12 protein-coding genes are annotated in these 13,466 nt (G+C 70.5%); 1 reads left to right on the forward strand and 11 read right to left on the reverse strand.

Going from position 1 to position 13,466, the window contains the following annotated elements:
- Window positions 1–11: 11 nt before the first annotated feature.
- From CRP56_RS43200 to CRP56_RS43250, 11 genes are all read right to left on the reverse strand, one after another.
- A complete protein-coding gene (locus CRP56_RS43200) occupies window positions 12–1,280 on the reverse strand; it encodes a cation:proton antiporter domain-containing protein (RefSeq protein ID WP_097275177.1) in 1,269 nt (422 codons plus the stop codon).
- 55 nt (window positions 1,281–1,335) lie between these two features.
- On the reverse strand, window positions 1,336–1,992 hold the full coding sequence (locus CRP56_RS43205) for an undecaprenyl diphosphate synthase family protein (protein WP_097275179.1): 657 nt from the start codon (window positions 1,990–1,992) through the stop codon (window positions 1,336–1,338).
- 64 nt (window positions 1,993–2,056) lie between these two features.
- On the reverse strand, window positions 2,057–2,803 hold the full coding sequence (locus CRP56_RS43210) for a helix-turn-helix domain-containing protein (RefSeq protein ID WP_097275181.1): 747 nt from the start codon (window positions 2,801–2,803) through the stop codon (window positions 2,057–2,059).
- A 278-nt stretch (window positions 2,804–3,081) separates the two neighbouring features.
- The gene (locus CRP56_RS43215; RefSeq protein WP_097275183.1) at window positions 3,082–3,375 is read right to left on the reverse strand and encodes a hypothetical protein; all 294 of its coding nucleotides are present in this window, start codon (window positions 3,373–3,375) and stop codon (window positions 3,082–3,084) included.
- Window positions 3,376–3,413: 38 nt separating this feature from the next.
- The gene (locus CRP56_RS43220) at window positions 3,414–4,622 is read right to left on the reverse strand and encodes a cytochrome P450 (protein ID WP_179851373.1); all 1,209 of its coding nucleotides are present in this window, start codon (window positions 4,620–4,622) and stop codon (window positions 3,414–3,416) included.
- A 55-nt stretch (window positions 4,623–4,677) separates the two neighbouring features.
- Window positions 4,678–5,592: an aromatic prenyltransferase gene (locus CRP56_RS43225; RefSeq protein WP_097275187.1), complete on the reverse strand. Its 915-nt coding sequence runs from the start codon at window positions 5,590–5,592 to the stop codon at window positions 4,678–4,680.
- A gap of 73 nt (window positions 5,593–5,665) precedes the next feature.
- A complete protein-coding gene (locus tag CRP56_RS43230) occupies window positions 5,666–6,739 on the reverse strand; it encodes a polyprenyl synthetase family protein (RefSeq protein ID WP_257042164.1) in 1,074 nt (357 codons plus the stop codon).
- A 309-nt stretch (window positions 6,740–7,048) separates the two neighbouring features.
- Window positions 7,049–8,635, reverse strand: a complete 1,587-nt coding sequence (locus CRP56_RS43235; protein ID WP_097275189.1) for a class I adenylate-forming enzyme family protein — start codon at window positions 8,633–8,635, stop codon at window positions 7,049–7,051.
- Window positions 8,636–8,774: 139 nt separating this feature from the next.
- Entirely contained in the window at window positions 8,775–9,923 is a 1,149-nt protein-coding gene (locus tag CRP56_RS43240) for a DegT/DnrJ/EryC1/StrS family aminotransferase (protein WP_097275724.1), read from the reverse strand.
- Window positions 9,924–9,939: 16 nt separating this feature from the next.
- Window positions 9,940–10,497: a cupin domain-containing protein gene (locus CRP56_RS43245; protein WP_097275192.1), complete on the reverse strand. Its 558-nt coding sequence runs from the start codon at window positions 10,495–10,497 to the stop codon at window positions 9,940–9,942.
- Window positions 10,498–10,562: 65 nt separating this feature from the next.
- Window positions 10,563–11,627 (reverse strand): type III polyketide synthase, encoded by a 1,065-nt coding sequence (locus CRP56_RS43250; RefSeq protein WP_179851374.1) that lies wholly within the window; start codon window positions 11,625–11,627, stop codon window positions 10,563–10,565.
- A gap of 430 nt (window positions 11,628–12,057) precedes the next feature.
- Between CRP56_RS43250 and CRP56_RS43255 the strand changes: the two genes are divergently transcribed.
- Window positions 12,058–13,377 carry a multidrug effflux MFS transporter gene (locus CRP56_RS43255; RefSeq protein WP_097275194.1) on the forward strand — a complete coding sequence of 440 codons (1,320 nt, stop codon included), beginning with the start codon at window positions 12,058–12,060 and terminating at the stop codon, window positions 13,375–13,377.
- The last annotated feature ends 89 nt before the right edge of the window (window positions 13,378–13,466 follow it).

Consider the following 13,466-nt stretch of genomic DNA (forward strand, 5'->3'; position numbering starts at 1 on the left):
CGATGTGAGCCCTAGGCGGCCGTGCGGATCGATGACGCGGTGTGCTCGGGGGCCTCGGTGGCCAGCGTCAGTTCGGTCTTCGGGCGGCCGATGAGCCAGGTCAGCAGGGGGCCGGCCATGGCGGTGGTGAGGACGGCCATGACGACCATCAGGGAGTACAGGTCCTTGCCGATGAAGCCCAGCTGCAGACCCACGTTGAGGACGATCAACTCGGTCAGGCCGCGCGTGTTCATCAGCGTGGCCAGCGCCGCCGACTGCCGCAGCGGCATCTTGTTGAGGCGGGCGGCGACGAACGCGCCCGTGAACTTGCCGCCGACCGCCACCAGCAGGATCAGCGCCAGCGCCCCCAACCCGGCCGTGCCGACGTTCGACAGGTCGACCTTGAGGCCCGCGACCAGGAAGAACACCGGCAGCAGCAGGGTGTTGTTCATCTGTCCGAGGCGGTCGTGGACCTCGGCGCGCAGCTGCTCGGTGCCGGTGCGGGGCAGGACCATGCCGAACAGGAAGGCGCCGAAGATGTAGTGCAGGCCCACCCACTCCGTGGCGGCGGCGGACAGGAGCAGGCCCGCGAGGACGCCTGCCAGGACGGTGGGGCTCAGCCGCAGGTCGGGGCGGCGGGACACGGCGCGCTGAAGCAGGGGCCGTACCACGAACAGCATGCCCACGAGGTAGGGGATGGCGAGCAGGATGCGCCACTGGTCCGGACCCGCCGAGCCGCTGATAGCGACCACCGCGGCCAGCAGCGACCACGCCAGCACGTCATCGATGGACGCGCACGCCAAAGCCACCACACCCAGCGGGGTGCGGGTCATGTGCCGGTCGGTCAGGATGCGCGCCAGCACCGGGAACGCCGTGATCGACATCGCGATGCCCATGAACAGCATGAACGCCGTCTTGTCCCCGGTGCCGTAGTCGTCCATCAGATACAGGGCGAGGAGCGAGCCGAGGCCGAACGGCAGCAGGATGGAGCTGGCCGAGACGGTCGCGGCGAGACTCCCCGAGCCCCTGATCATCGACGCGTCCCACTCCAGGCCCACGATGAACATGAAGACGGCGACACCGACCGCGGCCAACGCGGCCAGCAGCAACCGGATGTCGCCCGGGAACAGGGCATCGGAGATCGCCCCGTGGAACAGGGTCGGGCCCAGCGCGATACCAGCGAGAACCTCGCCGATCACCGCGGGTTGGCCCAGCCGCCGGGCCAACGCGCCCAGCAGGCGCGCCATGACCACCAAGGCAGCCAGGCCTGCAAGCAATGACGTGGTCTGATGCGTGTCCATTCGATCCGTCTCTCCGTGCGGTGCGGTCCGGCGTGTGGGTGCCGTGCGCCGGCTGTCAGGCCGTGGGGTAGCCGCCGTAGCGACGGTCGCGGCTGCGCAGGTCCTTCAGGGCCGTGTCGAAGTCGTCGCGGGTCATGGCGGGGAACAGGGTGTCGCAGAAGTGCAGTTCGGCGTACGGCGACATCAGCGGGTAGAAGTTCGACAGACGGTTGTGGCCGCTGGTGCGGATGACGTAGTCGATGGTCGCCGGCACGTAGGCGTTGGCGGCGAGGAGCTCGGTGGTCATCTCCGGGACCTTGCCGTTGTACTTGTTGAAGGTGTTGACGATCTCACGGAGCAGGGACATGCCCAGCACGAAGTGCAGGGTGAACCCGGAGTCCTTGGCCGACTTCTCGCTCAGTTCCTTCAGCTCGCTCAGGTACTCCTCGGGTACGAGGTCCAGGGAGCCGGAGATGGTGAAGTTCACGGAGGAGTGGCAGCGGCGGGCCACGTCGAGGAAGGCGTCGAGGAAGGCCTTCACCGCGCCCGGCGGGCGGGAGAAGTTCTGGGCGGAACTGGTCGCGACGTAGAGGCCCTTGAGGCCGTCCTGCCGGGCCCAGTCGGTGAGCTCGACCAGCTTGTCCGCCATCGCCGTGTAGCCCTCGTCGAGGGAGATGTTGTTCGTCTCGGAGTAGCGGCGCATGCCGTCCGGCAGCAGCAGCAGGTTGGTCACCGTGGTCTCCTTAGGTTTCTTCTGCGGGTGAAGCGCTGGGTGGGTGCTCAAGGCACTTGGGTGCTCAGGAAGCGAGCGCGAGCGGCGGGTTGAGGCCGGTCAGCGCGGAGAGGATCGGCGGCCGGGTCCAGTCCATCGGGGCCAGGGTGATGTCGAGGGCGTGCTTCCTCGCGCCCTCCACGCAGACCGGGCCCACGGTGGCCGTCAGCGGTGTGTGGTCCGCCTGGGCCACCGCGTGGATGTACCAGGTGCCGGTGGGTATGCCGGTCAGCGTGAAGCGGCCCGGCGCGCTCACGTTGCTCCAGGAGGCGGGGGTGCCCTGGAGGATGGGGCTGTCGAACGAGCCGATGTAGACGGGCGAGCCCACGGGGCCCGGGGTGCGCAGGATTCCGGTCACGGAGCCGGTGGGCGCCGGGTCGGCCTGGCGCGCCGTGGGGTCCGGCGAGGCCGCCGTGTCGGGCCGGGCGGGCTCGGGTGCCTCGTCGCAGGCCGAGAGCGACAGCTTGCGGTACTGGGTGGGCGGCAGACCGACCGACTCGGTGAAGCGGCGGGTGAAGCTGCCGGTGCTGCTGTAGCCGACGCGTGCCGAGATGTCGGCGACGTTGAGGCTGGTGCTCAGCAGCAGGCGCTTGGCCTCCTGGAGCCGTACTGCGGTCAGGAACCGTCCTGGGGTGACGCCGGTGACCTGGCTGAAGACCCGCAGGAAGTAGTACTTGCTGACCATTGCGCTCTGTGCCAGCTCGTCGAGGCTCAGCGGCTCCGCGTAGCGTTCGCGGATCGCGGTGACGGCGTGCCGCACTAGGTGCTCCATGAAGGGCTCCTGTTGAAGGCCGGGTGGCCGGGGTCGAGGGGGCGACAGCCGGGCCGTGCCCTGGGCACGGGCACGAAAAAAGCCCGCGCTCCAGGGCGCGGGCCAGGGTCTGCCGTCGCCGTTCTGCGGTCCGCCGGCGAGGGCGGCCCCTACTGGCCGCCGTAGGGGCGGTTTTCGGGCAGGACAGGTGTGCCGAAAGAGTGACACGGCCGCCAGCGCCCCGCCAAGAGGGCTTGACCTTGCCTCAAGTCCCTTACGAGGCACGGCGGTTCGGGCCGTCAAGCGGCCTGCTGGGCGGCGTACACCGCGAGGAAGGCGGCGAGTTGGCGTACCCCGGAGTCGGTGGTCCCGGCAGGGGCGAGGGCGGTGAACGGGACGCTGCGGCCGAGGCCGGCGGAGAGGGTGCCGTGGGCGCTGAGCGCGGCGGCGGCCACCTCGCCGGGCGGGCGGCCGCCGGGCGGGCGGCCGCCGCGCGGGCCGAGGCCGGCCATGGAGCGGGCCTCGGCCCAGGCGCGGGTGACGATCTCGGCGTCAGCGGTGTGCGGGTGGGTGTGCGTCGTCTGGGTCGGCATGACGCCCCTCCTCGGGAGGTTCTGACGGTTCTTCACGGTCACCGCGGGTGCGGGATCAGGCGCAGGCGGCGGGGGTGCAGTGCGGTCTCGGCCGCGGTGCGGACCCGGTGGCCGGGCTCGGGGGTCAGCTGCCACTCCTGGACTACGGCGGCCAGGACGGTCTCGAGCTCCTGCCAGGCGAACGACTCCCCGATGCAGCCCTTCGCGCCGATCCCGAAGGGGATGTACGACGCCTCGCCCGGCGCCGGCCGGTGGGTGAGCCAGCGGTCGGGGTCGAAGCGGTGCGGGTCCGGGTGGCTGTCGGGGTTCCTGTGCAGCAGGTAGGAGCTGAACAGGACGTGGGTGCCCGCGGGGTAGGAGGTGCCGCCCAGTTCGACGTCGGTGAGCGCCCGGCGGCAGCTGATCCACACCGGCGGGTGCAGCCGCATCACCTCCGTCAGGAAGCGCGGGGTGTAGTGGTTCCCGTCGCCCTCCTGGGCCAGGTCCTTGAGGACCTTCTCCTCGATGAGCGGTTCCTCGGACAGCACGTGGAGGGCCCAGGACAGCACGGAGGCGGTGGTGACCGTCGCCGCGGTCAGCAGCATGACGGCCTCGTCGCAGATCTGGTCGGCCGTCAGGGCGGGGGCGCCGCCGTGGCCGGGGTGTGAGGCGAGCGCGGACACGTAGTCCGGGGTGGCGCTCGCGGGGCAGGTGCGGTCGGCGCGGTCGGCCAGGGCTGCGGCGAGCGGGGTGCGGAAGTTTTCGCGGACGCGGGCGAGGCGCTCCGCCGGGCGCGGCCGGTTCGCGCGGGCGGCCGCCCTGCCGTAGAGCGGCTTTCTGATCAATTCCCAGGACAGCGCGGCGAGTTGTTCGGTGAGGGCGGCCGACTGTGCAGGGGCGAGGCCGGGCAGCAGGGTGCGCAGGGCGATCGCACTGGCGATCCCGCACATCTCGGTCTGGACGTCGACCGCCTGTCCGGGGCGCCAGGACGCCACCGTCTCGCGGGCGATGTCGCGCATGAGGGGGGCGTGCTCGGCGACCGCGGACGTGCGCAACTGCGGGTGCGCCAGGCGCCGGTAGTGGCGGTGCACGGCATCGTCGTCGGCGAGAAGGCCGACCCGGCTGAGGTTCCTGGCCTTGCGGAACAGCTCGCCCTTTCCGTACCTCTTGGCGTCCTTGACGAGGATGCGGTGGACGAGGGCCGGGTCCGCGACGAACTCCGCGCGGACCCCGTCGACCGTCACCGTGCGGATCGCGTGCCCTCGCACGAGGCGCTCCAGGCGGCTGAACTGAAAGGCTTCCGGTTCCATGGGCCGGCCGCGGTCATGCGGGGTCGGCGGCGCGGTCCGCCGACGGCATCAGGTCCAGGCGGCTGCGCGACCGGAAGCGGTAGTACGACTGGAGCTTGTAGTACTCCTCGCCGGACGACGTCATGGCCGCGTAGACCATCTTCGGGTCGTCGACTCCGTACGGGACGGTCTTGACGAACTTCTCGATCTTCGGGCCGAGTCGGGCGGGCAGCGACAGCGGGTCCTTCGTCTTCACGCTGAACGCGATCCGTTGGATGGCCGGTGACTCCCAGCTGAAGGTGGCGTAGAAGCCGAACGCCTTCTCGCAGAACCGGAACATCTGCTCGCTGGGGTCCGGGAGGCCGATGGCGCGGTGCATCTCCAGGACGGAGCGCGGGGTGCACAGGCCTTCCGGGAGGTCGGTGAAGTACAGGTTGACGGTCTTGCTGTGGTAGTCGATGGCGATCAGGTCGGCCTTGTCCTCGATGCCGCGGTCGGCGAAGAAGCCGATGTTCTCGGCGAGGCTGCGGGGCATCGACGGGATGGCGGCCAGCGTCGACAGGCTCTGGCTCTGGCCGGGCGGGAAGTACACCCAGATCTTGCGAAATCCGCCGACGACGCCGAAGTCGACGCCGTAGAGGTCGACGACGCAGCGCTGTTCGACGTCCGCGAGGAGCGACTCCGCCGGGTGGCCGGTCTCGGTGACCAGGCCGTGGGCGCGGGCGCGGACGTAGGGGTCGACGTCCTTGGGGACCGTGAAGCGGCAGTCGAACTCGCCCTCGTGGCGGGCGTTGGTGGCGACCCGGAAGGCGACGAGGGCCTGCGGCAGTACGTCCTCGTAGGCCGTCAGGATGTTCTGGACCGTGTCCCGCGAACACACGACGTCGATGAGACCGGCCGATTCCTCGACGCCCGCGTAGAGACCGGCCAGGTGGGTGGGTTGCGACATTCTTCCTCCAAGCATCGATCTCGGCGTCCTGGTGGGACGGGGGGCGTGGGGGTTGTGAGGGCTGGGGGCGTGGCTACTTGTTGCGGTAGGCGACCTTCAGGGCCAGTTCCTTCAGTTCGGCGCGCCAGGTTTCCGGGACGGGGGCGTCCGTGATGGCCTCGCAGCCGCGTTCCACCAGGCCCGTGATGTGTCGTTCGACGTTCTCGGGGACGTCGGTGTCGAGGAGGCGGGCGCGGACCTCGTCGGGGGTGTGGCCGGGCTCGGTGACCAGGCTGCGGATCTTGTCGTCCTGCTGCATCGCCCAGCCCAGCAGCAGCGTCATCTTGTGGCCGTTGAAGTCGAGGCCGGTCGGCTTGCCGGTCTGGGCGGAGTCGCCGAACGCGTCCAGCAGGTCGTCGCGGAGCTGGAACGCCTCGCCGAGCGCCTCGCCGTACTCCGCGAAGGCCGCGGCGAGGTCGGGCCGGCCGGCCGCGTTCGCGCCCATGACCAGCGGGCGGTGGATGGTGTACCGGCCGGACTTGATGACGGCGATGAGGCGGGACAGGCGGGGGTCGACGGAGAATTCGGCGGCCGCGGCGATGTCCAGGTACTGGCCGACGAGCACCTCGGAGCGCAGCCGGTGCCACTCCGCGAGCAGTGCCGGGGACGCCTGGGAGACCAGTTCCGCCGAGTACGCGAGCGCCAGGTCGCCGACGAGGATGGCGACGCCCTCGGCGAAGCGGCGGGTCTCGCCCTGCCAGCCGTGCCGCTCGTGGAGTGCGGAGAACACGGTGTGCACGGTGGGCCGTCCGCGGCGCTGGTCGGAGTCGTCGAGCACGTCGTCGTGGATCAGCGCGGAGACGTGCAGCATCTCCAGGCCCGCGGCGGCCGCCACGATCCCGGGGTCGTCCGGGTCGCCGCCGGCGGCGAGGTAGCCGGTGAGACAGAAGGTGGGCCGCACTCGCTTGCCGCCCGAGACGACCAGGTCGCTGAGGGCGTCGATGGCGACGACCGTGCGCTCGTCCACCTCGGCCCAGCGGGCCCGTTCGGCGGCCAGGAACGTCGACAGCCGGTGCTCCACGCGCCGCAGCAGGTCGTCCATGGTCCGGCGCTCGGAGGTGGCCGACTCCCGGGCGGTGCGGGGCCTGGGGGTCACTTCGGTGGTCACTGCGTATCTCCTCGGGCGGATGCCGGTACGTCGGGTGCGCGCGGTGCGTCAGAGGGCTGGGCGGGGGCTGGGGTACCGACACAGGTGGAGCGGGTGGCCGCGGCGGGGGGGTGCGGTGGCCGTGGGGGCGGCGGGCCCGGGTGCAGCGTCGGGGGTGCGGAGAGGGGTCGTCCTCGCGAGGGCGGGGTCGGGGCACCGGGTCTCCGTCCTCGTCGTATCGATGGGGAAGGGGGTGCAGCGGGGGCGGCGGGGCGGGGGGTTGTCCGCCGCCCCCGCTGGGTCGAGGGCGAGAGGCGTGGCGCCGGGGCGTCAGGCCTTCTCGCGCAGTTCCTCCTCCAGGCGGCGGGCCAGGGCCAGGCGCTGCACCTTCAGGGTGGCTGTGCGGGGCAGTTCGGCCTGCGGGATCTGGACCGGGGCGGCCAGCTGGGGGAAGGACGCGATCGCCGAGCGCCAGCGGTCGCGGTCCAGGGGCTGGTCGTCGACGGTGCAGATGACCGGGACCGCCTCGGAGTTGGGGCCCTGGACGACGACGAGTTCGCTCAGCTCCGGCAGCTTGCTGAGGACGACGTCCTCGATCTCCAGGGAGCTCTTCACCCCGGGGATCATGTCGACCTCGCGGTCGAGCATGTGCAGACAGCCGAACTTGGTGCGGTAGCCGACGTCGCCGGTGCGCCACCACTCGCCGGTGCGGTTGGCGTCGTAGCGCTCCTGCTCGCCGTAGTAGGCGGTGGCGATGCCGTCCCAGGCGACCTCGATGAAGCCCGGGGTCTTCTCGGACGGCGGGTTGCCGTCGCGGCTGACGACGCGGATGCGGGCGGCGCCCTTCGGCATGGCCCAGCCGACGCAGCGGCCGTTGGCCTTGTGGGCGGTGTGGCGGAAGTAGGCGCGGCCCACGGCCGGGCCGACCTCGCTCTGCCCGTAGATCTGGAAGAACAGGGCGCCGCGCCGCTCGGACGCCTTGAGCAGCTTGCTCATGGTGCCGGGGTGGATGGCGTCGAAGGTGGAGCTGAAGACCTTCACGGAGGCGAACGGCGCCCGCGGGTCCTCGGTCAACCCCTCCCATTCCATCAGGGAGTTGGGCAGCGCCTCGATGAACGCCGGCCGGTGGGTGAGGAACTGCTCGGCGACGTCGGCCGGGTCCGACTCGCGCATCAGCAGGACCGGGTACTCCTTGAGGAGGGCCAGGGACATCGCGGCGACCATGCGGGAGTGCACGAACGGCACATGGATCGCGACGGTCTCCTTCTTCCGCATCAGCGACAGCAGCCGCCACTGCGGGACCAGGCGGATGCCCTGGGTGCGGGCGGTGTGCACGACGAGCTTGGGGATGCCGGTGGTGCCGGAGGTGTGCGTGATCACGGCGGCCGCGTCGATCGGCCGGACCACCGGCTTCACCCGCGGCGACCCGGCGAGGCCGGACAGGGCGATCGCGTTCGGCCGGTCGTGGGCGGAGGTGATGACGCGGCTGGTGATGTCCGCGAGCGGCAGCTCGGTGAGGGTGTCGAGCTTGGTGCCGTCGGTGAGCAGGGTCGGCTTGTCGACGCGCTGGATGAGGACGCCGACGGTGGCCGGGTCCAGGGCCGGTGAGAGGTTCACGACGACGCCGCCGACGCGGGAGACGGCGGCGGCGAGCATCCAGTGGTCGGCGTTGGCCGTCTTGTAGATGACGACGCGCTCGTCGGGGCGGACCCCGGCCGCCCACAGGCGGGCCGCGAGGTCGTCGACGTGGTCGGCGTACTGGGCGACCGTGAGCTTGCGTCCCGCTTCGGGCAGGACGTCCAGGTCGTGGTCGAGGGTGATGGGGGTGTACGGGTTCACGGCCGCGGCCATCTCCGGCAGCAGGCCTATGTGAAGACCGCGCTTCTGTATCGACTTGTAGGCTGTGGAGCCCTTCATGGGCACTGTCTCCTTCGGGGGCACGGCTTGGGCAGGCCGGTCGGCGCCGGTGCCGGGGCTCGCCTGAGAGCGGCGGCCCGCCGGACGCGCGCTCCGCACGGGAGACACGGCGTCCGGCAGACCGGCCGGGGGTGCGGTGTCAGGCCGCGCTGCGGGCCGGCGTCGAGTGGGCGCGCAGGGACGTGCGCAGGACCTTGGCGACGCGCTCGACCTGGTCCATGGTCAGCTCGGCGTGCATGGGTATGCCGAGGTTGCGGCGGAACAGGTCGGCCGAGACGGGGCAGACCTGCTTCGACTCGAACGCGGGCTGGACATGGCTGGCCCAGGTGCCGTGCAGACAGCCGATGCCCTGGGCGCGCAGGTCCGTGGCGACGGCGGCACGGTCCACGCTCGGGTCCAGGGTCACCAGGTAGGACTGCCAGGAGTGGGTGCGGTCGGCCGGCACGTACGGGACCGTCAGAAGCTCTTCGTCGGCGAAGAGTTCGGCGTACCGGGCGGCGACCGCGTTGCGGCGCTCCATGAGCTCCTCGATGCGGCCGAGCTGCACCTGGAGGATGGCGGCGGCGATGTCGGACAGCTTGAAGTTGTAGCCGATCTCGGTGAACTCCGGCACGGGCAGGCCGATGACCTGGCCCATGTCGAAGATGCTGCCGATGCCGAACGAGGCCAGCTGCCGGGACTTGGCCGCGATGGCCGGGTCGGTGGCGATGAGCGCGCCGCCCTCGCCGCTGGTGGCGCCCTTGCGTCCGTGGAAGGACAGGCAGGCGACCTCGGCCAGCGAGCCCGCCTCCCGGCCCTGGTAGGTGGCGCCGACCCCGCAGGCGGCGTCCTCGACGAGGAACAGGCCGTGCCGGTCGGCGATCGCCTGCAGTTCGGTGTAGTCGGCGGGCAGGCCGACGACGTCGACGGCGATGATGCCGACGGTCCGCGGGGTGACCAGGTCGGCCACCGCCTCGGGGTCCACGGTGCCGGTGTCGGGGCGTACGTCGGCGAAGACCGGGGTCGCGCCGACGTAGCGCACCGCGTGGGCGGGGGCGGGGAAGGTGTAGTCGGCGACGATGACCTCGTCGCCCGGCTTGACGCCGAACGCGAGCATCGCCAGGTGCAGTGCGGCGCCGCAGTTGCTGACCGCGACCGCGTCGCCCGCGCCGTACCGTTCCTTCAGCTGGGCCTCCAGGGCCTTGCCCTTGGGACCCTGACCGGCCGGCCAGCCCGAGGCGAACACCTCGGCGACGGCGGCCAGTTCCTGCTCCCCGAGGCTCGCGAAAACCAGGGGGATCTTGTTGATGTCGCTCATCTCTTGGTCACGCTCCGCGCGCTGGGGCCGACGGGGAACCGACAGGAGTCGGAGGTTCGAAGCGCAGCGGCGTGATCTGACTGACGTCGTAACGCCGACGCATCTCCTCGATGGCTTCCTGGTCGATTCCCTTGCCGGACGACCAGATCTCCGCGATCTCCTCGAAGTAGTCCTCGTGAATGGGTGACGGCAGGCACTGGAACAGCATGCGTGCCGGTTTGTCCGACGCGTTCCTGAATGCATGCGGGGTTCCCGGGGGTACGAACATGAAGGCGCCCTCGGTTGCCCGGACGACCTTTTCCCCGTCGGGCGACTCCCAGTCGTGCCAGTCCTTCTCCGTACGCTGGGTCGGCTCGAAAGCCAGGAGCTGGAGCTCCCCGTCCAGGACGTAGAAGAATTCCTGTGCCTCGCTGTGGACATGCGCGCCGACATCGAACCCGGGCGGCACGACCACTTCGAATATCGAAATGGAGGAGCCGTGCGCCTCGGTGGCCTTGAAGGTCACTTCCTGCGCCTTGGTGATCAGCTTTCGCCCCTGACCGGGCGGGAGAATCAAGCCAGTCATGCGGTCAGCTTCCTTCGTCCGGGCAGATTTTCACTTGAGCGCGGGTTCCGGTGCCTGCCGGTGGTTCAGTACTCCGCCGGAGCGTCCTCGCTCCAGCGGCCCAGGCCCATCTCGGCGGTGATGCCGGGGCCGAAGCCGGCGATCAGGCCGGTGGCGTCCTGCTCGGGCTTGTCCTCCTCGAACAGGCGGCGGGCCGCGTCGAAGACGACGGCGCTGGCGATGTTGCCGTACTCGGTCAGCGTCGCCCAGCTGTGGCGGAAGACCTGGCGGTCCACCTCGAGGAACTTGGCGAGGTCGTCGAGGATGCGCGGGCCGCCGGCGTGGACGATGTAGAAGTCGAGCTTGCCGGCGTCCCAGCTGTGGTCCTTGGCGAACTCGCGCAGCACCGGCGCGAGCGGCTCCATGGTGCCCGGCACCCGGCGGTCCAGCTGGAAGTGGAAGCCGGTGTCCTTGACGGCGTAGGAGATCCAGTCCTCGGTGTTGGGGATGAGGTAGGAGGCGTTGCGCTCCAGCTCGATGCCGACACCGCCGTTGCCGCGGACGACGGCGGCCGCGACGGCGTCGCCGAACAGGCCGTCGGACAGCAGCGAACCGATGTCGTCGGCGTCGGGCTGGTAGCACAGCGAGCACAGCTCGCAGGAGACGATGAGGACGTTGCTGCCGGGGTGGGCCAGGCAGAAGTCGTGGGCCCGGTTGACGGCCGCGCCGCCCGCCGCGCAGCCGAGCTGGGCGATCGGTATCTGGCGGGTGTCCGGCCGGAAGCCCAGCTTGTTGATGAGCCAGGCGGTCAGCGACGGCATGGAGAAGCCGGTGCAGGACACGTAGATGATCGCGTCGATGTCACGGGCCGCCACGTCGGCGTTCTTCAGGGCCTCCTCGATGACCCGGGGGGTCAGGTTCTTCGACTCGGCCTCGTAGATGCGGTTGCGCTCGGTCAGGCCCGGGTGTCCGAGGGTCTTCTCGATGGGCTGCACGATGTGCCGCTTCAGCACCCCGGTGTTACGGATCAGGCGGAGCGCCAAAGGGAGTTGCGGCTTCCCTGCGTGCGCCTGCTCGGCGAACTCCAGGGTCTCTTCCAGCGTGATGACGTATTCCGGGGCGCTCACTGCGGGCTTGCATAGCCTGGGCATATGGGGGCTCTACTTTCTCGAGAGTCTGCCTCTGTACGTGACGAATCTGCGCACAGCTTCCGGAGCGGTTCCGACAGGTCGCTCGGCGCCGAAACGGCGCTAATTCCCTGAAGTGCGGCCAAGAGACGGCCGGACATGAAAGCGCCTTGGCGCGCTGGGATTTGATCCGCTGCCCCAGAATTGTTTTCGGGCAGGGAAGGCGTGCAGAAAGAGTGACACGCCCCAAGTGGCCTCGCCAAGGCCGTCAGAAAGTGACCTGGGTCATTTCGAGGGAGACTCAAGCCGCGCCCCGGATTCGCTCGACTTCGGCACCTCAGCCGCTTGGTGAACGCTTGATGACGCGGGGGCGCCACCAGCACCCTGCCGGTTCTTTAGCGGTCTGCTGCAAACATCGGCGAATAGCCATGTAACGACTGGACGCGGAGGGCCCATGTCTCAGGAAGCCGAGGAAGCCACCGCCGGGAGCAAGCGCTATCGCGGGGTGCTGTCCCTGGCGCGGCGCAGACGTCAGGCCGCCGACCCGGGTGCGTCCGCGCGCCGGACCGGCCTCCTCGTCACGTTCCTGCTCAGTGGACTGACCGCGATCTCGCCGTTGTCGATGGACATGTACCTTCCGGCGCTGCCGGAGGCCACCCACGCGCTCGGTTCGACGGCCGGCACTCTCCAGCTGACGCTGACCGCGTACTTCGTCGGCATGGCGGTCGGGCAGCTGGTCATCGGCCCGATGAGCGACAAGTGGGGGCGGCGCGGGCCGCTGTTGACGGGGCTGGTCGCCTATGTCGTGGCGAGCGTGCTGTGTGCGCTGGCGCCGAGCGCGGAGGTGCTGGTCGTCGCCCGGTTGCTGCAGGGTCTCGCGGGTGCGGCCGGCATCGTCATCGCGCGGGCGGTCGTACGGGATCTGTTCGACGGTCTGGAGATGGCCCGGTTCTTCTCGACGCTGATGCTGATCACCAGTGTCGCCCCGATCGTCGCGCCGGTCCTCGGCGGGCAGGTGCTGCACTTCACCAACTGGCGTGGGGTGTTCCTGGCGCTGGCCTCGATCGGGGTCGTGCTCACCATGCTGGTGTGGCGCCGGCTGCCGGAGACGCTGTCGCCGGGGCGGCGGCAGATCGGCGGGGTGCGCGGGGCGCTGTGGCTGATGCGGGGGCTGTTCGCGGACCGGATCTTCACCGGGTACATGCTGGCGGGCGGGTTCGCCTACGGTGCGCTGTTCTCGTACATCACCGCTTCGCCGTTCGTCATCCAGGAGATCTACGGGGCTTCGGCGCAGGAGTACTCGCTGCTGTTCGGGCTGAACTCGTTCGGGCTGATGCTGGTCGGGCAGCTCAACCGCCGGCTGCTCGTGGGCCGGGTGCGGCTGGACAAGGCGCTCGGCTGGGGGCTCGCGGCGATCAGTGCGGGCGGTGTGGTGCTGCTGCTGGTGACGGAAGGTGTCATCGGCACGGCGGACACGGTGACGGTGTCGGCCTGTCTGTTCGTCATGATCTCCGCGCTCGGTCTGGTGCTGCCCAACGCCAACGCGCTCGCCCTCAACCGCACTCCGCACGCCGCGGGTTCGGCGTCCGCGCTGCTGGGCACGTCCGGGTTCGTGATGGGTGCCGTCGCCTCGGCGGTCATGGGTGCCGCGGCGAAGGACACGGCGGTGCCGATGGCGATCGTGCAGCTGGCGAGCGCGGTCACGGCGCTGGGCTGCCTGCTGGCGCTGGCCCGCCCGTGGCGGACCCGCCCGGCGGAACAGCTGCGGCGCTGACCGTCAGGCACCGGCCCGAGACGCCGGCGGGGCGGCGTACTTCCGACGGGAGTCGGGTACGCCGCCCTTTGGTGGTTCGTGGCGCTGTC

Source organism: Streptomyces sp. TLI_55, from assembly GCF_900206255.1.
Classification (GTDB): Bacteria; Actinomycetota; Actinomycetes; order Streptomycetales; family Streptomycetaceae; genus Streptomyces; species Streptomyces aquilus.